General features: G+C 45.1%; 20 protein-coding genes. 10 read left to right on the top strand and 10 right to left on the bottom strand.

All coding sequences use genetic code 11. From position 1 onward, the window contains the following. The 3 genes from AKJ31_RS04400 (at position 1) to arsB (ending at position 2,208) form a co-directional block, all read left to right on the top strand. Positions 1–663: a DUF3047 domain-containing protein gene (locus AKJ31_RS04400; RefSeq protein WP_053407861.1), complete on the top strand. Its 663-nt coding sequence runs from the start codon at positions 1–3 to the stop codon at positions 661–663. 131 nt (positions 664–794) lie between these two features. Beyond that, complete coding sequence (locus AKJ31_RS04395; RefSeq protein ID WP_053407860.1) at positions 795–1,127, top strand: metalloregulator ArsR/SmtB family transcription factor; 333 nt, start codon at positions 795–797, stop codon at positions 1,125–1,127. Between the two features lie 13 nt (positions 1,128–1,140). Further along, complete coding sequence (arsB, locus tag AKJ31_RS04390) at positions 1,141–2,208, top strand: ACR3 family arsenite efflux transporter (protein WP_053407859.1); 1,068 nt, start codon at positions 1,141–1,143, stop codon at positions 2,206–2,208. A gap of 103 nt (positions 2,209–2,311) precedes the next feature. Here arsB and AKJ31_RS04385 read toward each other — a convergent pair whose 3' ends face one another. Beyond that, positions 2,312–3,019: a GntR family transcriptional regulator gene (locus tag AKJ31_RS04385; protein WP_053407858.1), complete on the bottom strand. Its 708-nt coding sequence runs from the start codon at positions 3,017–3,019 to the stop codon at positions 2,312–2,314. 183 nt (positions 3,020–3,202) lie between these two features. Here AKJ31_RS04385 and AKJ31_RS04380 point away from each other — a divergent pair, with 183 nt between their 5' ends. Together AKJ31_RS04380 and AKJ31_RS04375 are read left to right on the top strand one after the other, a co-directional pair. Beyond that, positions 3,203–4,531, top strand: coding sequence for a 6-phospho-alpha-glucosidase (locus AKJ31_RS04380; protein WP_053407857.1), 1,329 nt, complete (start codon positions 3,203–3,205; stop codon positions 4,529–4,531). A 55-nt stretch (positions 4,532–4,586) separates the two neighbouring features. Next, positions 4,587–6,137: an alpha-glucoside-specific PTS transporter subunit IIBC gene (locus AKJ31_RS04375; protein WP_053407856.1), complete on the top strand. Its 1,551-nt coding sequence runs from the start codon at positions 4,587–4,589 to the stop codon at positions 6,135–6,137. 101 nt (positions 6,138–6,238) lie between these two features. On the opposite strand, the gene AKJ31_RS04370 is transcribed toward AKJ31_RS04375, so the two are convergent. From AKJ31_RS04370 to AKJ31_RS04355, 4 genes are all read right to left on the bottom strand, one after another. Then, positions 6,239–6,748, bottom strand: a complete 510-nt coding sequence (locus AKJ31_RS04370; RefSeq protein WP_053407855.1) for a glycine zipper 2TM domain-containing protein — start codon at positions 6,746–6,748, stop codon at positions 6,239–6,241. Positions 6,749–6,865: 117 nt separating this feature from the next. After that, positions 6,866–7,186 (bottom strand): c-type cytochrome, encoded by a 321-nt coding sequence (locus AKJ31_RS04365; protein ID WP_053407854.1) that lies wholly within the window; start codon positions 7,184–7,186, stop codon positions 6,866–6,868. A gap of 94 nt (positions 7,187–7,280) precedes the next feature. After that, the gene (gene ltaE / locus AKJ31_RS04360) at positions 7,281–8,285 is read right to left on the bottom strand and encodes a low-specificity L-threonine aldolase (protein ID WP_053407853.1); all 1,005 of its coding nucleotides are present in this window, start codon (positions 8,283–8,285) and stop codon (positions 7,281–7,283) included. Between the two features lie 12 nt (positions 8,286–8,297). Then, positions 8,298–8,828, bottom strand: a complete 531-nt coding sequence (locus AKJ31_RS04355) for an NUDIX hydrolase (protein ID WP_053407852.1) — start codon at positions 8,826–8,828, stop codon at positions 8,298–8,300. A 291-nt stretch (positions 8,829–9,119) separates the two neighbouring features. Here AKJ31_RS04355 and AKJ31_RS04350 point away from each other — a divergent pair, with 291 nt between their 5' ends. Together AKJ31_RS04350 and viaA are read left to right on the top strand one after the other, a co-directional pair. Next, positions 9,120–10,784 carry an ATPase RavA domain-containing protein gene (locus tag AKJ31_RS04350; protein WP_053407851.1) on the top strand — a complete coding sequence of 555 codons (1,665 nt, stop codon included), beginning with the start codon at positions 9,120–9,122 and terminating at the stop codon, positions 10,782–10,784. A 10-nt stretch (positions 10,785–10,794) separates the two neighbouring features. Beyond that, positions 10,795–12,240, top strand: a complete 1,446-nt coding sequence (viaA, locus tag AKJ31_RS04345) for an ATPase RavA stimulator ViaA (protein ID WP_053407850.1) — start codon at positions 10,795–10,797, stop codon at positions 12,238–12,240. Positions 12,241–12,297: 57 nt separating this feature from the next. On the opposite strand, the gene AKJ31_RS04340 is transcribed toward viaA, so the two are convergent. From AKJ31_RS04340 to AKJ31_RS22450, 3 genes are all read right to left on the bottom strand, one after another. Continuing rightward, the gene (locus AKJ31_RS04340) at positions 12,298–13,344 is read right to left on the bottom strand and encodes a DUF4382 domain-containing protein (protein ID WP_053407849.1); all 1,047 of its coding nucleotides are present in this window, start codon (positions 13,342–13,344) and stop codon (positions 12,298–12,300) included. A 265-nt stretch (positions 13,345–13,609) separates the two neighbouring features. Further along, positions 13,610–14,815, bottom strand: coding sequence for a multidrug efflux MFS transporter EmrD (gene emrD / locus AKJ31_RS04335; protein WP_053407848.1), 1,206 nt, complete (start codon positions 14,813–14,815; stop codon positions 13,610–13,612). Between the two features lie 212 nt (positions 14,816–15,027). Further along, on the bottom strand, positions 15,028–15,336 hold the full coding sequence (locus AKJ31_RS22450; RefSeq protein WP_072161213.1) for a DUF1289 domain-containing protein: 309 nt from the start codon (positions 15,334–15,336) through the stop codon (positions 15,028–15,030). A gap of 150 nt (positions 15,337–15,486) precedes the next feature. On the opposite strand from AKJ31_RS22450, the gene AKJ31_RS04330 reads away from it, so the two are divergent. Then, positions 15,487–15,762, top strand: coding sequence for a hypothetical protein (locus AKJ31_RS04330; RefSeq protein ID WP_053407847.1), 276 nt, complete (start codon positions 15,487–15,489; stop codon positions 15,760–15,762). Here AKJ31_RS04330 and AKJ31_RS04325 read toward each other — a convergent pair. Then, positions 15,741–16,664: a DMT family transporter gene (locus tag AKJ31_RS04325; protein WP_211263030.1), complete on the bottom strand. Its 924-nt coding sequence runs from the start codon at positions 16,662–16,664 to the stop codon at positions 15,741–15,743. The genes AKJ31_RS04330 and AKJ31_RS04325 overlap by 22 nt on opposite strands. A gap of 147 nt (positions 16,665–16,811) precedes the next feature. Between AKJ31_RS04325 and AKJ31_RS04320 the strand changes: the two genes are divergently transcribed. Next, positions 16,812–17,267, top strand: a complete 456-nt coding sequence (locus tag AKJ31_RS04320) for an Lrp/AsnC family transcriptional regulator (protein ID WP_053407845.1) — start codon at positions 16,812–16,814, stop codon at positions 17,265–17,267. 72 nt (positions 17,268–17,339) lie between these two features. Here AKJ31_RS04320 and AKJ31_RS04315 read toward each other — a convergent pair whose 3' ends face one another. Continuing rightward, positions 17,340–17,819: a MarR family winged helix-turn-helix transcriptional regulator gene (locus tag AKJ31_RS04315; protein WP_053407844.1), complete on the bottom strand. Its 480-nt coding sequence runs from the start codon at positions 17,817–17,819 to the stop codon at positions 17,340–17,342. 390 nt (positions 17,820–18,209) lie between these two features. Here AKJ31_RS04315 and AKJ31_RS04310 point away from each other — a divergent pair, with 390 nt between their 5' ends. Continuing rightward, entirely contained in the window at positions 18,210–19,787 is a 1,578-nt protein-coding gene (locus AKJ31_RS04310; RefSeq protein WP_053407843.1) for a BCCT family transporter, read from the top strand. The last annotated feature ends 83 nt before the right edge of the window (positions 19,788–19,870 follow it).

The following is a 19,870-nucleotide window of genomic DNA, read 5'->3' as shown; positions in this document are numbered from 1 at the left end:
ATGAAACGTTACGCACTGTTGTTACTCGCACTCAGCAGCTCTTACTCTAGCGCTCAAGATAATCTGACTGCATTTGGTACAGATAAAATCGAGCAATGGGAAAAAGAAGTATTTTCAGGCGAGACAGTTTATGAGCAAGTATCTCTAGAAGGAGAACCTGTTCTTAGAGCACTGAGCAATAAGAGTGCGTCTGGACTGGTACTGAAAAAGCGTATCGATTTACAACAAACGCCTTTTATTCAATGGCGTTGGCGGATTTCTAAGCAACTACCCAATCTCAAAGAACAAACCAAAGCCGGTGATGATTATGCGGCGCGGATTTATCTTGTTATCGAAGACGGTTTTATGGGGCTAAAGACAAAAGCCCTCAACTATGTTTGGTCTAGTTCTCAGGTGCAGGGGAGTGTCTGGAACAATGCTTACGTGGGTGAAAACGTAAAGATGCTGGCTATTCAGGGACAAAGCGCGAGTACTCATCAATGGTATAGCGAACAGCGTAATGTTTACCAAGATATGATTCGCTACTTTGGTGATAAAGGATCGTCTGAGGCCAACTTGGAAGCGTATCGATACATTGATGCGGTGGCGATTATGACCGACACCGATAACAGTGGCTTAGCAGCAGAGTCATACTACGGCGATATCGTTTTTAGTGCCGAGTAAGTGCGCAGCCCTGCTTTTAGCTATCTCCTCAATCAAATTCTCTAAACAATTCTAAAGACATCAAAAGTTAACATATATGATTTTCCATATGTGTTATGCTCACTTCAATCATTTGTTATTGAACGATCGCGATGGCTGTATCACTCCTGTTTTACAAAGCACTGGCGGAAGAAACACGCCTAAAATCTCTACTCTTGTTAGAAAGCCAAGGTGAGCTGTGCGTGTGCGACCTAATGAACGCGTTGGCTTTGAGTCAGCCTAAAGTTTCACGCCATCTCGCTGAGTTAAGAAAACAAGCGCTTGTTGTTGGTGAACGTCGTGGAAAATGGATGTATTACCGAATCAATCCAGACTTGCCTAGTTGGATGAAACAAGTGTTGAGCATCACTTTGGAAAGCAATCGAGAACTGATTGCGCCATTGCTGGTCGCGATTGGTGCTGAGTCATCTTCTTGCCGAACATAATTTTGAGGTTTGTATGAGCAATATTGAGAGCTGTGCTGAAACAACAGCGTCGCAAAGAATGAGTTTTCTAGACCGTTACCTAACAGTTTGGATTTTCCTCGCGATGGCGATCGGCGTGGGCATTGGCGTGATGTTTCCCCAAGTCGCACAATGGAACGAGTCTATGTCGGTTGGCTCGACCAATATTCCACTGGCAATTGGCTTGATTTTGATGATGTATCCGCCACTCGCGAAGGTCAATTACAGCCTGCTTGGAGAGGTGACGCGAGACAGAAGGGCAATCACGCTTTCATTGATCATGAACTGGGTGATTGGTCCCATCTTGATGTTTGCGCTCGCCATCATCTTCTTACGCGATCACCCCGGTTACATGGTCGGCCTGATTCTGATTGGTCTGGCGCGCTGTATCGCTATGGTGCTTGTCTGGAATGACATCAGTGGCGGCAATAAAGAGTACGGCGCAACCTTGGTGGCGCTGAATAGTGCGTTTCAGATTGTCACATACAGCTTTATGGCGTGGCTATTCATCACCGTTCTACCGCCTTACTTCGGCTTAGAGAGTTTCGTTGTTGATATCACCATTTTAGATATCGCAGAAAGCGTGCTGATCTACTTAGGTATTCCATTTCTAGCTGGGTTCTTGAGCCGTAAATGGCTAGTGGCTGCGAAAGGCGAGCAATGGTACAACCAAGTGTTTATATCTGCAATTTCGCCAATCACACTCATTGCGTTGTTAGCGACTATCGTGCTTATGTTTAGCCTGAAAGGTGAGATGATCATTGAGTTGCCAATGGACGTGTTGCGCGTGGCCATTCCGTTGGTGATCTATTTCATGGTGATGTTTTTTGCCAGCTTTTACATCGGCAAACGCATGGGGTTACCTTACGATCAAAACGCTTCCATTGCGTTTACGTCATCTGGCAATAACTTCGAGCTAGCGATTGCGGTATCTATCGCGGTATTTGGTCTCAATTCAGATCAAGCGTTCGCAGGTGTTATCGGGCCGCTTGTCGAAGTCCCTGTCTTAATCGCATTGGTTAACGTGGCTTTAAGAATGAAGCGCAAATATTACGCACAGTAATTGCGCGCTAGTTTAGATAATCTGTTCTGCTAAAAAGCGAGCTAACTTAGCTCGCTTTTTGTTTTTTTGGGGGGATATAACCAAACGTTTACGGGCGCGCTTTTTAACTTCGCGTAGAAATAAACTCAAAGCTGTATTGATGAAGTCGAAAATAATTCACGGTGTATTCAAATGCTGTTCCACAGATCAAAAAACCAGTGGACTCAACTTTTAAAATTGCCTGTGCTTCGGGTTCGTCCAAGTGAGAGGCCATGTCAGCATCCAGTATATATGGTTTGACCGATTGACTACTTTTGGCGATTTTTAGGCCCTTATCTTCTTCAATGTAATCATATTTAGACCCGTTCATCACAGAGATACTGAGATCAGGAAATAAACTCGCAGGCATATGTGTTATCTCGTAGATTTCTGGTTCCCCGTTAATACAACGAAGTCTATGTATCTCATAAGTATCATCGTCGGTACTTAGCGCCAACTTATCCGCGACCATACGAGTTGGCTTCTTTAGTTCGAACTTAAGTACGCGCGAGCTGGGTGTCTTACCTTGCCGACTGACTTCTTCTATGAAACCGAGTAGGTGCAGGGCATCATGCTGAGCTTTCGGGTCGTTGATATATGTGCCACTCCCACGAGTACGATTAATTAATCCTTTATCTACAAGGATTTGTAAGCTTTTCCTTATCGTCACACGGCTTACGCCAAATTCAGCTTGCAGGACACTTTCTGCAGGTAACATCGTTCCTGGTGTAAGTAATCCGTCTTTTATCTGGCTTTCAAACGAATCGGCAATCTCAATGTACTTAGGTTTCATAACGCCTCTCTAAAAACTGTTTATATCATAACAACAATGTGATCTAAGAAGTAGTTATTACCGCTTTTCGGCTTTTTTGTGTGAGTGGAAGCACAATGTAATACAAGCACTCTATAAATGTATTATAAAAGTATTAATACTTAAATCATACATTGGGTGCTAAGTCAGAGAGAGGTGAACAGAATGAAACGTCAAAAGTTAACTATTGTCGGTGCGGGCAGTACCTATACGTTAGGTATGATGAATAGCCTGATTGCTGAGAAAGATAACTTTCCATTGGAAAGTGTCGTTTTCTACGACATTGATGAAAAGCGCCAAGAGTCCAATGCGCTTGCTACTGAAATTCTATTGCGCGAGCAATACCCAGAAGTAAAAGAGTTTGTTTATACCACCGATAAAGAGGTTGCCTTTGCTGATTCGGATTTTTATTTTATTCAGATCCGAACCGGTGGTTTGGCGATGCGAGAGCGCGATGAGCAGATCCCATTGTCAAACTCATGTGTAGGACAAGAAACTTGTGGTGCAGGTGGTATGGCATATGGCATGCGTTCGATTGGAGATATGATAGAGCTGGTGCAAGATATTAGAAAAACTTGCCCAGATGCTTGGATCCTTAACTACACAAACCCTGCTGCAATTGTTGCTGAAGCTCTTAACCGAGAGTTTCCGGAAGATAAGAAGATTCTGAACATTTGTGATATGCCTGCCGCGATTATGGTTAGTTATGCCCAACTGCTTGGTTGTGAAATCTGGGACTTTGTACCTGAGTACTTTGGTCTGAATCACTATGGATGGTTTACTAAAATTCGCAACAAACAAGGCGAAGACCTGACATCTAAGATTAAAGACATCATTCTTAAAGAAGGAATCAGCGCGGTTGACGCAGAGATTGCGGACGATCCTTCTTGGCAAGCTACATTTAAAAATATGCAGACTATGCTAGAAGATAATCCGGAGTTTCTACCTAACACCTATCTACAATACTACCTATATCCAGAGAAAATGGTGGCTAAAGAGGATATTAATAATACGCGAGCTAGGCAGGTTATTAACGGTCGTGAGAAACGAGTATTCGAGTTGAATGCGCGTATCATCGAGGCCGGGACCACAAAACATGAGACATTACATGCCGATATTCATGGCCGTTACATGGTTCGCGTTGCTGCCTCGTTGGCATACAACCGCAGCGAGACTTATCTTGTGATCGTGCCAAACAATGGTGCCATTTCTAATCTTCAAGATGATGCCATGGTTGAAGTTCCTGCGGCATTAACCAATGACGGCCCTAAACCGTTTGCGGTTGGCAAAATTCCAACGTTCCAGAAAGCAATGATAGAAAGTCAACTTGGTTACGAGAAACTTGTTGTTGATGCATGGTATGAAGGCGATAAGCAAAAGTTGGTCAACGCCCTGACATTAAACCGAACGGTTGTGAATGTACCTAAAGCGAAAGCGATTACAGAACAAATATTAGAAGAAAATAAACAGTACCTTCCTCAATTTTTCAAATAACGGATTAGCTTAGTGAGCCTGATATCAGGCTCCTAATTAGAATTTAGAGGTTTTTATGAAAGACGTGATTCAACGATTTGGGGCTGCGATGTTTGTCCCTGTCTTATTATTTCCCGCTGCTGGTATGCTGTTGGGGTTCTCGGTAGTTCTGCTTAATCAGGATATCTTTCCTTGGGCAACAGAGGGGAGTGCTTGGGTTAAAGTTTCAACTATCCTTTTGCAAGCATCTCTAGCTGTGTTTAAGAATATGGCGCTTATCTTCGCCGCTGGCCTTCCCATCGCTTTAGCAAAAAGAGCATCGGGTCGAGCTGTTTTGGCGACGTTAGTCTCTTACATCACATTTAACTATGTGATTGGCGGTATTCTCCAGTTTTGGGGACCTGAGTTGGGTGTGAACTATGCTGAAGGAGAGCGTGGCCTGACCGAAGTGGGCGGAATTCTGACGCTCGATACTAACTTGTTGGGCGCGATTATCATTGCCAGTATTTCAGTATGGGTCCATAACCGATACTTCGACAAAAAGCTTCCAGACTGGGCTGCGGTTTTTGGTGGCACACCTCTAGTGGTGATAGTCAGCTTCCCACTCATGGTCATTATGGCGGTCATTACATGCTTTACTTGGCCTAGTATTCAGCATGGAATTAATAACCTTCAGGCTTTTCTAGTCGATGCCGGTTCACTTGGTGTCTGGTTGTTTACCTTCTTAGAACGCATCATGATTCCAACTGGATTACACCACTTCGTATATGGACCAGTATTCTACGGCCCAGTTGCTGTTGATGGTGGTACGGTGGCCTACTGGATTCAAAACATGCAAACTTTTGCTCAGAGTCCAGAAAGCTTAACAACCCAGTTCCCGCAAGGTGGCTTGATGCTCACAGGGATGGGGAAAGTGTTCGGTTGTACGGGAATTGCGCTCGCACTTTACTCTGTCGCTAAGAAAGAGAATAAAAAAATGGTGATGGGTTTAGTTCTTGGTGCGGCTATCACTGCTATTTTAACCGGGATTACAGAACCGATTGAGTTCACCTTTTTGTTCATTGCTCCGGCTCTCTTTGCCTTGCACGCGGTGTTGTCTGCAACGATGGCAACGATTGCGTTCGCTTTTGGTGTCTCAGGAAATTTCCAAACTGGGTTGATTGACTTCGTTTTTCAGAATTGGCTGCCACTGGCGGGTAACCACGCAGGAGTCTATGTCATCCAGATCCTTATCGGCTTAGCATTTACTGGGATTTATTTTATTACATTCCGAACGTTAATTCTTAAGTTCAACATCTTAACTCCAGGGCGTGAAGGTGCGGATACCAAGCTTTATTCAAAAGAAGATTTTAAAGAAGCTCAGAAAGGCACAAATGGTAGTGAGCAGTCCACACAAGCACATGCTTTTATCGAAGGGTTAGGTGGCAAGGAAAACATCGAGCTACTAACGAACTGCGCGACACGTTTACGTATCAAAGTAAAAGATGCTGCGTTGGTCAAAGATAACGCTTTCTTTACTCAGAATGGGGCAGTCAATGTTGTTAGAAACCAAGAGAGCTTACAAATAATCGTTGGTTTAACGGTTCCTCAAGTAAGAGAAGATATGAGCCAACTTATCAAAGCTTAGTCTTCGTATCTTTGTTGCTCTCTAATTAGAAAAAAAAGTCCCTCCAAATTTGGAGGGACTTTTGTTTATGACGTTGTTAGTTTTAATTATTTTGCTGGTCGTTATTCTGGTAGAACAACTTTGCCATCTTGGATTGGGAAGGTTTTGCCTGCCGGCTTCTTATCCAAGCGAACCGTGGTTGGAACCCCTTTGATTTCGTAGGTCACGTCGTAACCGATCACTGTGGTTGAGGTTTTGTATTCAGTGTGACACTGCTTTTCTGTTGTGCTCACAACATTGTTGTCTTGGATGTTGCCTTGAATCTCTCGGCCTGCCAACGCACCTGCAATTGTGCCAGCTGCGGTCGCGATCACTTTACCCGAACCACCACCAATCTGGTTGCCTAGTGCTGCACCTGCTGCTGCGCCACCGACAGTACCGAGAATACGGTTTTCATCTGTTGGTGCCGCTTTCTTAGTGACAACCACATTCAAACATTCTTGATAAGGTGTTTTCACCGTTTTAGTGACAGATTCCACCATGGTGATGTTTGCTACTTTTGGCGCTTCTTCTTTACAAGCAGATAGAGCAGTCGTTGCTACCATAGCCAAAACCAAAGCACGGATTTTCATCGTTCAATTCCTAAACTAGTACTTCAATGGCATTAGCGTAGATTATTGTTCATGCTCGGATATCAGCGTAGGTAAATGGTTCTGTCAGTATTACGTCATTTACGTTAACAAGCGCATTTACTCTTGGCTTGAGTAATAAGCGGCGATATCGCGTAGGTCTTGGTCGTTCAACTTAGACAACTGCGCTTGCATCATTTCAGCGAGTGCGCCAGTGCGGTTTCCTTGTTGGTAGTCTTTCATAGACTGATAGAGGTACTGGGCGTTCTGATTTTTTAGATTGGGGTAGCTAGGGTTTACCGCTTCGCCAGTTGCGCCATGACAGAATACACAGCTTGGCGCTTTCACTTTGCCGAGTTCTGCGTTACCAAACTCAGTAGCATGACTGCTTAATGAAAAAAGAGCAGAGAAAATGGTCAAGGCGATGGATAGCTTTTTCATATTGGAACTCAGTTAGTTACTATGCAGATAGCATAAAGCTTCCCCTAAGGGGAAGCTCAATGTACTGAGATCAATAATTGGTCGAAATTGCGAGCTAGAGAAGTGTTTTTAGCTTTTCAGTGAACGTAAGGATATCTTGTTCAGAGATGTCTTTATGAGTAACAAAACGTACCGGATTACCCGCTGAAATGGTAATGCCATGCTGCTGTAGCTTTTCAGCGATTGCATGAATGTCGACCGAAGCATCAAGTTTAGCAAACACAATATTGGTTTGAACAAACTCTGGGTTAACGCTAAATCCCGGTAACTCGGCAAGTTGGTTTGCCAGTAACTTCGCATTGCTATGGTCTAGTTTGAGCTGTTCGACCTGTTCAGTTAGTGCTAGTTTACCCGCCGCCGCCAAGATACCAGCTTGACGCATACCGCCACCGACCATTTTTCGTATGCGGCGCGCTTTAGCGATGAACTCACGATTACCAAGCAAGAGAGACCCAATAGGGGCTGCCAGTCCTTTAGATAGGCAGATCGTCATCGAATCAAAATATTGTGCGATTTCTTTAACGTCGATATTGAGTGCGACGGCCGCATTGTAAACGCGCGCACCGTCTAAATGCAGAGATAGAGCGTTAGCGTCAACAAACTCGCGTGCCTGTGCAAGGTAGCTAAGCGGTAGGACTTTCCCGTTAATGGTGTTTTCAAGGCTAAGCAATTTAGTGCGAGCAAAATGACAGTCGTCGGGCTTAATCGCTGCTTTGAGCTTGGCAAAATCGATCGTGCCATCAGGGTTATTTTCAATTGGTTGAGGTTGGATAGATCCCAAAACCGCCGCGCCACCGGCTTCAAATTTGTAGTTATGCGCTTGCTGGCCACAAAGATACTCGTCACCTCGTTCACAGTGAGCCATCAGGCCAAGTAAGTTTGCTTGCGTACCAGAGGTCGTAAACAGCGCAGCTTCAAAGCCGTGTCTTTCCGCTGCCCACTGTTCTAAATCATTGACTGTTGGGTCATCACCGTAAACATCATCACCGACAATGGCTTCTGCCATCGCTTTTCGCATTGCTTCTGTCGGTTTGGTTACCGTGTCTGATCGAAAATCCATTTCTATTAACTCCTAAATGTAGCCACATAACTTTGCTTTGCTTAGACAAGCGATTGTCTTTGCATCGGTAATTTCACCACTGATCATCTTTTGTTCGAGTTCTTGAAGTGAAAGTGAGACGACTTCGATGACCTCGTCGTCATCGCATTGGTAGCGACAGGTTTTCTTCAGCCCTTTCGCTACATACAAATACTGAATTTCATCACAAAAGCCCGCAAGGGGAGTGACTTGCCCCAATGAGAAAAATTGCTCAGCACTGTAGCCGGTTTCTTCCTCTAATTCGCGTTTTGCGCACTCTTCAATGGCTTCTGCATCTTCAAGTGTCCCTGCAGGCAGTTCTAACAACCATTTATTTAACGAGGGGCGAAATTGATTCACCATAATGATGTTGCCATCGGTATCGATCGGCAAAATGACTGAGGCGCCTGGGTGCACGATGGTGGTATGCATGATCTCTTTGCCGTTGGGTAAAGTCACAGGCTCTTCGACCAAAGAGATGTTTTTCCACGTGTGGATGGTTTTTCTAGAGGAGGATAATGTCATATTTTTATTACTGTACAACTAACGCTGCGTTTACCTTATCCGCTAATCTACGGCAAGGAAAGAATAAATCCCACTTGTTCACTATTGTCTCATCTATATATAGAAAGTAACTCGTGCTGCACAAAGTGATGTGAATCGCAATTATGCAATCATTGATTTCATTAAGTTTCGCTCATTACCATTTGGTATAACCGTCAGTCTATTCTAAAAAAATGCACTTGTAACAAAGTGATAACAAATGTATAAAATTATACATACACACATTCTGATGGTTATCAGAGGAGCGCGAAAATGATAAACCCTACTCAGGTCGGTCACGCCCAAAAAGCGTTACTCTCTGAACGCATTAATAAATTAGCGCACGCTCTTTCTGATGGCGTTTATGAACGTGAAGATACGATTAAACTTTGCTTACTCGCTGCTCTAGCGGGTGAGAGTGTTTTCTTGCTCGGTCCTCCGGGTATCGCGAAAAGCTTGATTGCAAAACGATTGATTCAGGCGTTTGATAACTCTTCATACTTTGAATACTTGATGACGCGCTTTTCGACGCCAGAAGAGGTGTTTGGTCCGCTCAGCATCCAAGAGTTAAAAGACAACGGTCGTTACTTACGTTTGACCGAAGGTTACTTACCAACCGCACAAGTCGTGTTCCTTGATGAGATCTGGAAAGCTGGTCCTGCGATTTTGAACACGCTACTGACGGTGGTAAACGAAAAGACGTTTAAAAACGGGAGCGACATTGAACGTGTTCCGATGCGTCTGTTGGTTTCAGCTTCCAACGAATTACCCGATGAAGACAGCGGCTTAGAAGCGTTGTACGACCGTATGCTCGTACGTGTATTCGTCAATCGCATTCAGAACAAACAAAACTTCAAGTCGATGCTGACTGTAGGTACTCCGCAAGAGGCAAAAATTCCAGAAGGTTTAGCGATCACCGACGCTGAATATCACCAATGGCAAGCAGAACTCGACAAACTCGAGCTGTCAGATGCGGTATTTGAAAAACTGTTTGAGCTAAAAAGCATGTTGGAGAATGCGGCCAAAGAGACCACAGGTGTGGATATAGCTGACACCGATATGTATGTCTCTGACCGTCGTTGGAAGAAGGCAGTGAAACTGCTAAAAGCCAGCGCATTCTTTAATGGTCGCAGCTCGATTAACCCGTTGGATTTATTACTGCTTCAAGACTGCTTGTGGAACAGCCCTGAATCACGTGAGGTGGTGCTGAAAGTAGTGAAAGAATTCGCGTTGCAACACGCGTTCGACCAACAAGAAGTGGACCAACAGATTGCCTCTTGCCGCGAAGCGTTGGGCGATATTCAAGAAGAGCTCGAAGACAAGTTCGGCATTCTTCTCTCGACCGAATCGACCACTGGTATCCTTAAGAAACAGGTAAACAGCTACGATATTTCGGATGCGAAAAGTTACAAAGTGGGCAATGCGTTTGATTTGGTTAAGCTGGTATTGCTGCAGAGCAACATGTCGGTGTCTGAATCTGAAAAAGGCGACAGTCGCTGGGTCTACGTGCCTAAGAGTGACCTTGAACGCGTGATCAAAGAAGGCAGTGGCGATGTGTACGGTTATGTAAACCAAAATGCCAACATGTGTCGTTTGCGCTTTGATGTTGACGCGGCTAATCACCTTGTGATCAAAGATATTGCCAATCGCGCTGTGATGGTTGCGATTGTCACCAACAAGGGGCTGGAAGAGTCACTCTACCAAGAGTGGTTGAGCAAGTCTGAACAGGCGATGGCGCAGCTTAACGAAGCAGAGCATCATTTGCGTCGAGTTCGTTCCAACTTCCACGGCGCGTTACCGCATAACTTTGTTGACCCTGAACTGCCTCGCACCATGGAAGCGAGCCTGCAAAACATCCAGCAAGTGTTAGAGTCAACGAAGGCCGAGTGTGAACGCACGGTTTTTCGCTTTAAGAACCTCAATCAGTTCTTCTCGTAAGGAGTCGTGAATGTTAGGAGCAGACGGATTAAACCTCGCACTGATGGTCGCTGACTCGGGAATCATTGACTCGGCGGTGAATGACTTGCTTGCGCGCTCTCAAGTGATGGCGATGACGGAAAATCGCGGTGTCAAAACGTCGGTTAAGAATCATCTATTGAAATGGCGTGGCAGCGTGAAAAAGCGTATTACCAAGGTATGCGAGACAGAACGCTTCCAACAAGAATTGGCGCTTTACCAAGAAGTGATTCATTGGGATGAGGAGCAGTTCTTTGCTGAGATCCCCAATATTGTCAGAAAGCTTGAGTGGCACTCCGCGTTTTATCTACAAGCGCGTCGCTTGCTGGAGAAGAACAAAGGACTACACAACCCGATGTTCCCGCATTACTTCTGTGACCAGTGGTATCAAAGCTTATCTGATGCAATCAAACAGGCGCAGCTAACAGAGCTAGAAGCAAACAAAGAGAAAGTGCTTAAAGACCTTTACCAACGCATGGAAACCATGAAAAACATGGACAAAGTCACGGAAGAGGGCGACGAGGGCAGTGTGGGGCGTTTGTGGGATATGGCGTCGGCAAAACTGAGCAAATCTGATTTAACGGTCATGAAACGTCACGCTGAGTTTTTAAAGAAAAATAAAGGCCTGCAAGAGATCGCCGAAAAGCTTGGTCGTATGGCGGGTCAAGTCGATGACCCAGAGCTGAATCGCGCACCTGCAGAAGACCTGCAAATGGTAGAAGAAAAATCGGATGAAGCGACAGACGATATCGTAGGTATTCACGAAAGCGACGACTTAAACAAGCTGTTGCCGAATGAGACCATGTTCCTTGCTTACCCAGAGCTGGAAGTGGTGTTCTACAAACACTTAGTTGACAAACGTTTGATGAACTACAAAATGCAAGGTAAGTCACGTACGCTGCGTAAAGTGAGAGCGCAAAAGCCGGATAACAAATCGGTCGATGTCGAGAAAGGGCCGTTTATTGTTTGTGTTGACGCTTCAGGCTCTATGAGCGGATTCCCAGAGCAGTGCGCGAAAGCGATGGCGTACGCGTTGATGCAAATTGCCTTAGCGGAAGACCGCGACTGTTATGTGATTCTGTTCTCCACAGAACAGATTACCTATGAACTGACCAGACAAGATGGCTTGCGTGAAGCGAGTGACTTCCTGACTTATAGCTTCCATGGTGGCACCGATTTGGAACCCGTGCTAATGAAGTCCATCGACTTGATGACAGGCGATAAGTACAGAAATGCAGACATGGTTGTGATTTCCGACTTTATCGCCCCCAAGCAATCGGAAGAAATGGCCAAACGTGTCGATCAATTGAAATTGCACAAGAACCGTTTCCATGCAATCAGCTTGTCCAAATATGGTAACCCTGAGTTGATGACAATGTTTGATCATTGCTGGTCTTATCATCCGAACCTAGTCGGTCGGATCATGAAAAAATGGTAAACAGGTGACAGAAAAAAGGAGCTCTTAGAGCTCCTTTTTGGTTATAACGTTAAGTGATCACAGTTCGTTAAAGTTAGCGGTGGTTTCGCCGCCAGCGGTCACGGTTAAGCCTGAGTTCGCTTTATAGATTTTGAACTCGCCGTCAACAACAATGCCATCAACAGAGTCGTCATTTGCGGTGCAGGTATAGCCGATAGAGTAAGTTCCCGGCTCCAAGAATCCAAATTCGTACTCGTATGTCAAACCGTTGTCTTCAGTATTCACATTTGCTGCAGCAAATGGAACTTGAAGATCTGGTAAGCCTGCAAATGGGCCCATAGCATCTTGCGCGACATTACCTTGATATAGGTACACTGCGTGAACATGTTCATTTGTCGAAGTTGAGTCCGTTTCGCAGCTTCCACGGAACGCAGTCGTCACATCGCCTTCAATCTCACCTGTCGTTACGGTATTGACCAGTGACACTGACGTTCGTTGCAGTGAGTAACTGTTTTCTCCGGTCACTTCTTTTAAGCCGCGGCGTAGATCAAACTCTACAACGTAGTCGTTGTTGTCTGAGTTCACCGTGAAGGCGTTATTGAAGAATAGAACGCCAGTGTTGTCTTCTTTGCCGACACCTTGTGGGCAAGCACCGTCGCCTTTTACTGTCAGCGGAAGTTTATTACCGTTCGCTCGGTCGACTACGTACGATGGGTACGTCGGGTGGTCGCCGTCGTTGGCGAAGACACACAGCTTGTACTCTCCAGTAGGAATGACTTGATCTTCAACCAACTCAAGTGCATCGCCACCTTGGAAGTCCAACAGGTTGACACTCAGTGGTAGTGGATCTTCACCTTCAGCTAAAGGTGCGCCATTCTCGTCAACGTAGTTACCATTGCCGTCAGTTTTATATACGTCGAAGACTTGCGGCTCGCCGTCTCCAAGTGGTAGGAAAGCGACTTTGCTGTATGTCACGACCGCTTCGGTAAGATCATCAACAGGCGCGTCAGAGACAGACAATGTAACAGGAGTCGTTGAACTAGAAGAAGAGTCACTATCTGAACCGCAGCCGACAAGAGCAAGCGCCACTGCTGCACCGATTAAACTAAATTTAAGAGTTTTCATTTCGCGTTCCCTTATTGTGTTTAGGTTAAACTTTAACGGAGTGCGTACGGTAGTTCATGATGATTCTGTCAGTAACTGTTACTGAAATGTCAAAATTTGGCTCGATATCGAGGTTTTTTTAAATGTGTTGTGAATTAATTCAAAGCTTAATATTCAATAGAATGAATAGGTTAGTTGAGCTGAAACACCGGTAGAGCGCAAATATGATTGGTCGCCCCACATGTACGCGTTGTACATGTGGGGATTTGTCGTGTGATTCTCAAGATCAGATTGCGAGCGGCATTTCCTGAGAAGGATCTTGTTTTCGGTAAACTCGGATTAAGCCGATTAATGCCAGTAGCGACATCAGCAGCATCAACGCGCCAAGCGGCATCTGATTGGTGGTTGGGATCGCAGATGCGCCCAAAGTAGCGAGACCTGCCCCTAGGTTTTGCATGCCGCCAAGTACCGCACCACCAGTACCCGCGTGGTAAGGCAGTGGTGACAACGCGCCAGTTGTCGCAGCAGGGAATAGGATACCCGCACCTAGGAAGTAAATCGTTGCACCGCCAATCAGAGTTAGCGCTGTGGTCTTGTCAAACAGGCCCGGAATCAGTACCACCAATGAACCAAACATAATCGAAATCAGACCAAACTTCAGCGCGCTCTTTTCGCTGCGTTTAGACGCGATGATGCTCGATAGCGCCGCACCAAACAAATAGCCCGGAATTGGCAATACAAACAGCAAGCTTACCGTAGTCGCTGGCAGAGCCAACACGCCACCTAACAATACACCTGCAGCCGCTTCAAATATCGCAACGCCTGAGAAAGTCGCAACCAGACAGATCAAGTAGCCTTGAAAGCGGCGATCTGACAGTACGTAACGGTAGCTATCGGCCACGCGCTCATAACGGCGCTTCTCTACTGGCAGTGTCTCGTCAAAGCTGGTCATCATAGTGATGACTACGGCAATACCAAATAGCGCTAGGAACATATAGCTAGAGCGCCAGCCAAACGACTCTGTTAGGTACCCGCCTAGAACCGGAGCAAGCAACGGTGAAAAAATCACGCACATGCTGATTAGGCTGTTCACTTTATGCAGTTCAGCACCCGAGAAGACGTCGCGAGTGAGCGTTCGTGACATCGCACCGCCACACCCGATACCAAGCCCTTGGATAAAGCTACCAGCCAAGAACCACTCATAGTCGTGAGCAAACAGCGCAATAATGGCACCAACAATGTAGATCAGTAGACCAGCGATAATGATTGGTTTACGACCAAGGCGATCCGATAACGGACCGTACACGAACTGCGATAATCCATAAGGGATCAGATAGCACGCCATTACAGCTTGTAGAGCTGCTGGTGTAACCAAAAAATCACTCGCCATATGTCCCATTGAAGGCACGTACATGGTTTGAGTCATTTGACCTACAGCGGTCAAAATAGCGATTAAGAATGTCAATTTAATAACTTGATGTGAAGCAGACATTTTCAACTACACCTAAATCCAAAGCGTAAGAAACCGTAACTTTGCCGTAGCAAAGCTAATAAATAAATTTGAAAAGGGGTACTTTCAGGCGCGAGATATTAGAGTGACTTGCACACGGTGGCAATCAAAAAGTGTGAAGTTGAGCAAGATAAAAATCTATGATTTGAATTAGAAAAACTAATCCAAATTTTAATGATGTCTACGTTGGATATTTATGCGCATGGAAGCGCGCTTAAACACTTACGACATAGGCAGCTACTGTGTGTCTCAAGTGAGGAAGTATCGCGTTTTTCTACTGAAAAGCACCAGCAAGTCTCTTTACCTAAGCTAATATCGCATACTGCTGGTTTATTGCATGAAGGGCACTGATGAGTGGATTCAATACCAGATAACGCATTCATTACAGCATCACGATCAGAACTGCTCATTTCGCGCCATTTGATAATTTCGTCCATGGTACGGTGACAACCGCCACAAATGCCATCGTTGTTTTTGCATGCGGCTACGCAGGGAGTTTTCAAAATGGAAGTGTCTCTTTTGGTTCTTTAGCCGCGACTATAATACGAAACGTAACGTGGCACTATCTTTCGTTAAACGAGGTGCGTTTCTTTGTTTGCATTTGAGAGTGATTCTCATTAATATTTGATGAGAATAATTATTAATTGCAATTTATGATGTTGATGATCCCTTTACTTGCTGCCGAACTTTTTGCCGTGGTGTTAGCTAAGAAAATGCATTTTATGAATCAAGAGATTCTGGCTTGGTTCGGTTATATCCTTATCGCCGAGTTCAGCGTTACTGGTAGCGCGCTAAAAATATTGATTGCGCTGTTTTGCCTTGCGCCTTTTGTTGTCCGTATGCGAACAAGGCCCGTCGCGCAAAATATCATGCGTGCGGGCTTTGTTGTTCCGGTTTTGCTTCAGGCTTACTTGAACTTTGGCGGCTGATAGAGCAGGGAAGTATCTTGCTTCATAAAGATGTTACTTGCTACTAAGCTACCGATACAGACTAAGCTCAGTGCAACCCAACCAAGCAGCGAAGGTTCTTCGTTGAACACTGGAATGGCGAGTAATGTCGCAATCGCTGGGGTTGCTGCGCCAAACGCGGCAGTTCTCTCTGCACCTAAGATTGAAATGGCTCTTAGGTAAGTGAACGACGCAATCACACCCGCTCCAATGCCTTGCAGCACAATATGCCCGAGTAGCTCTTGCCAAGGCCAATAAGACGGCGGCGTGCTGGCCAAATAGCTCGGCAGCGTGCCGGTTGCAATCAAGGTAAATAACACAATACTCGAGAGCAATGAGATAAATCCTGCTACAACCAGTGGGTTCAAGTTCGATACCCGAGCGCAGATCGTGAATATCGCCCACATAAAGCTACCGATTAAAAATAGCGTATGCCCTTGAAGGAGATGGCTATCGAGATGGGTCAAGCTTTGGTAGAGAAACGCGACGATACCAGTAATAACTATGACCAAGCCAGCAATTCGATGTTGACTGAGTGGCTGCTTAAAAAGAATCACCGCAATGCCTGAGACAAATAACGGTAACGTCCCAGGTACCAGCGCACTACCATCTGAAACCGGCGCGTATTGCATCCCAGTACCCGCAACCAGTAAGTAGGGGAGTCCACAGCCAATAAACATTCCAAGCCAGTAACGTTTCGGTACAACGATGATTTTTTCTGATGAGCGAAGGACCAGAGGCAGCAGAATCATACAAGGGATCAAAAAACGGGTAATTGCGATGTCTGCGGTTGTAAGGTCGGAATGCGCTCCGCTACGCAAGGAAAGGAAGAATCCAGACCAAAGCAGCAGCGTGGTAAACATTGCCAAGTATCCTGAGATCATAATGATGTTATAAGTTTGTTGTATTTGATAGTTATTATGAGTCGTATAAAGCGGTGAAATATGGCAAAGTGAATCAATAAATACGGATTTTTTGCACTATTTCATCAACAAACAACTAATCTAAGCTAGAAAAGGCTAACAATCTCTATGGACAGAATCGACCGTCATATTCTTTCGCTATTACAAAAAGACGCACGTCAATCAACGGCTGATATCGCGGATAAAGTTGGTTTATCACCGTCTCCTTGCGCACGCCGGATCAAGAAGCTGGAAGATGATGGTGTGATCGCAGGTTATCAAGCCAAGCTAAACAAAAAGAAAGTAGGGGTCGGGATGACGGTGTTTGTTGAAGTCAGCTTGAATAATCACCAGGCCAGTTCTATTGAAGCATTTGAGTTGTCAATCCAAGAGATGGAAGAAGTCACCAGTTGTCATGTTGTCTCTGGTGCTTATGATTACTTATTAGAGGTTGTCAGCCATGACTTGACGGGGTACGAATCGTTTACGCGTAAGTTACAGCGTCACGATAACGTGAAAGATATCCATACTCATCTGGCGATTCGTCAGGTGAAAGAGTTTAGTGAACTGCCTGTATTTACTTAACAGCCTAGAGTTGGTTGCTAGCTATTTTCACTTAGCCCACATGCTGCGGGCTAAGTAGAGACGACAAACAGATTATTCTGGATGGTAAGTAATGCTGCCAAGTTCTAGTACCGGAGCAACATCAATATCTTCTGCATTCATCATCGCTGAGATGCGCTGAACGGAAGAAAGTAGCAAAGATTGCTCCCACTCTTCTAACTGCTGAAACTTATTAATGAAGTTTTGTTGCAGCGGCATCGGTGCTTGGCTAAGTTTTTCCAAGCCTTTTTCAGTTAAGTGCGCGTGTACTTTGCGCTTATCTTTCTCGCTACGAACGCGCTTTACTAACTCATGTTTTTCTAGGCGATCAAGAATCGTCGTCGCTGTTGCCTGACTCATATTGGTATGTTTCGACAATTCACGAATTGTCACTTCACCGAGCTCCCTAATTGAACGCATAAGAATCAGTTGAGGGCCGGTTAAACCAGTCTCTTTGCTTAGGCGTTTAGAGTGCAAATCGATAGCGCGAATGATTTGGCGGATCGAAATTAAAACTTCTTCGTGCTTTTCCAATGTTCATCCTTAGTCAACAGAGAGTTAAGGGCGTGAAAATACCTTAAAATGCCGTCTAATTGAAGAGTCAAAAACGATAAGGATCGTGATTATTAACTATAATATTAGTCTGCAGATCGTTTAATCATCAAAAATATCTAGTTAAAATGTTTAGTATTCGAAGTGTGTTCAACTATTGATGTAACCCTCTGTAGAGCAAAAAATCTACTAATGTATTAATTTTTGATTAAAAAGTGTCCATTTAAGAGCGATTTAGTGGCATGAATTGTCGGAGTGCGTACAATAATAGGTAGTCAATCAAGTCTTTATATAGAGAAAATTATTTTCATCACTAATGATTTTTCTATCTTAAGGGTTGATTAAGGATTGAATTTCATCAAGAGAGGAAAGATGACGAAAGGTATAGATAAGTACAGTATCGACAGTACCGATTATACGATCGGTCAAGATAATGTGCAGAAATGGGGCTTTGATGTACATAATCCTGTATTCGGATGGAGTGCTGGTTTGATTGCTCTTTTCTTGGTTGCTGCGCTGGTTATGGACGCAGAAACAGCCAAGTCGGCACTTGACGGGTTAAAGTGGCAGATCATTGGCAGCTTTGACTGGTTGTTCATTTGGTCGGGTAACATCTTCGTTATTTTCTGCTTAGCGTTAATTGTTTCTCCACTGGGTAAAATCCGCCTAGGTGGTCACGACGCAACGGCGGACTACTCGTTTATTTCATGGCTATCGATGCTGTTTGCCGCAGGTATGGGTATCGGCCTGATGTTCTGGAGTGTGGCTGAGCCAGTTGCTTACTTCACTGGTTGGTATGAAACACCACTTGGTGTAGAAGCAAACACACCAGAAGCGGCGAAATTAGCACTAGGCGCGACCATGTTCCACTGGGGTCTACACCCATGGGCTATCTACGGTGTCGTAGCGCTGTCATTAGCATTCTTTGCGTACAACAAGGGTCTACCACTTTCGATTCGTTCGATCTTCTACCCGTTGTTGGGTGACCGCGCTTGGGGTTGGGCTGGTCACGTTGTAGATATCCTAGCGGTATTGGCGACGTTGTTTGGTCTGGCAACCTCATTAGGTCTAGGTGCACAGCAAGCAGCAAGTGGTATTCACCACGTATTCGGTATTGAAGCTGGTCTTGGTCTACAAATTGTTGTGATCACAGTCGTGACTCTACTTGCGGTAGTTTCAGTTATTCGTGGTATCGATGGCGGTGTAAAAGTTATCAGTAACATCAACATGATCGTGGCATTCTTGCTACTGATTCTTGTTGCGTTGATTGGTTACGCAATTACATTCGGCAACATCGGCACTACGCTAATGGCGTACGTTGAGAACATCATCCCTCTAAGTAACCCACACGGTCGTGATGACGTAGCGTGGTTCCAAGGTTGGACTGTGTTCTACTGGGCTTGGTGGATTTCTTGGTCACCATTCGTAGGTATGTTTATCGCGCGCGTTTCTAAAGGTCGTACAGTACGTGAATTCATTACTGCAGTACTTCTAGTACCAACGGCAGTCACACTGATTTGGATGTCGGTATTCGGTGGTATGGCTATCGACCAGGTAGTTAACAACGTTGGTCAGCTTGGTGCGAAAGGCCTGACGGATGTATCACTAGCGATGTTTGAAATGTTTGACGTACTGCCAATGGGTACAGTGCTGTCGTTCATCGCTGTTGTGTTGGTATTGGTGTTCTTTATCACCTCTTCGGACTCGGGTTCATTGGTTATCGATAGCATCACGGCTGGTGGTAAAGTGGATGCGCCAGTTCTACAACGTATCTTCTGGGCATTAATGGAAGGTGCGATTGCAGTTGCGCTACTTTGGATCGGTGGTACTGAAGCGATTCAAGCACTGCAAGCCGGCGCAATTTCTACAGCGTTGCCGTTCACGATTGTTCTTCTGCTGATGTGTGTCAGCCTGATCATGGGTATGCGCACAGAAGACTACAAACGATAAGTTATCGTAAATATCAAAAAGGGAGCGAATTATCGCTCCCTTTCTTCGTTTAAGTAACCTGCGCCGTTTAAGCCAGTTATTTA

Source organism: Vibrio hepatarius (assembly GCF_001274785.1).
Taxonomy (GTDB): domain Bacteria; phylum Pseudomonadota; class Gammaproteobacteria; order Enterobacterales; family Vibrionaceae; genus Vibrio; species Vibrio hepatarius.
Note: the sequence above shows the minus strand (reverse complement) of the source record. Positions and strands in the feature narration are given on the sequence as shown.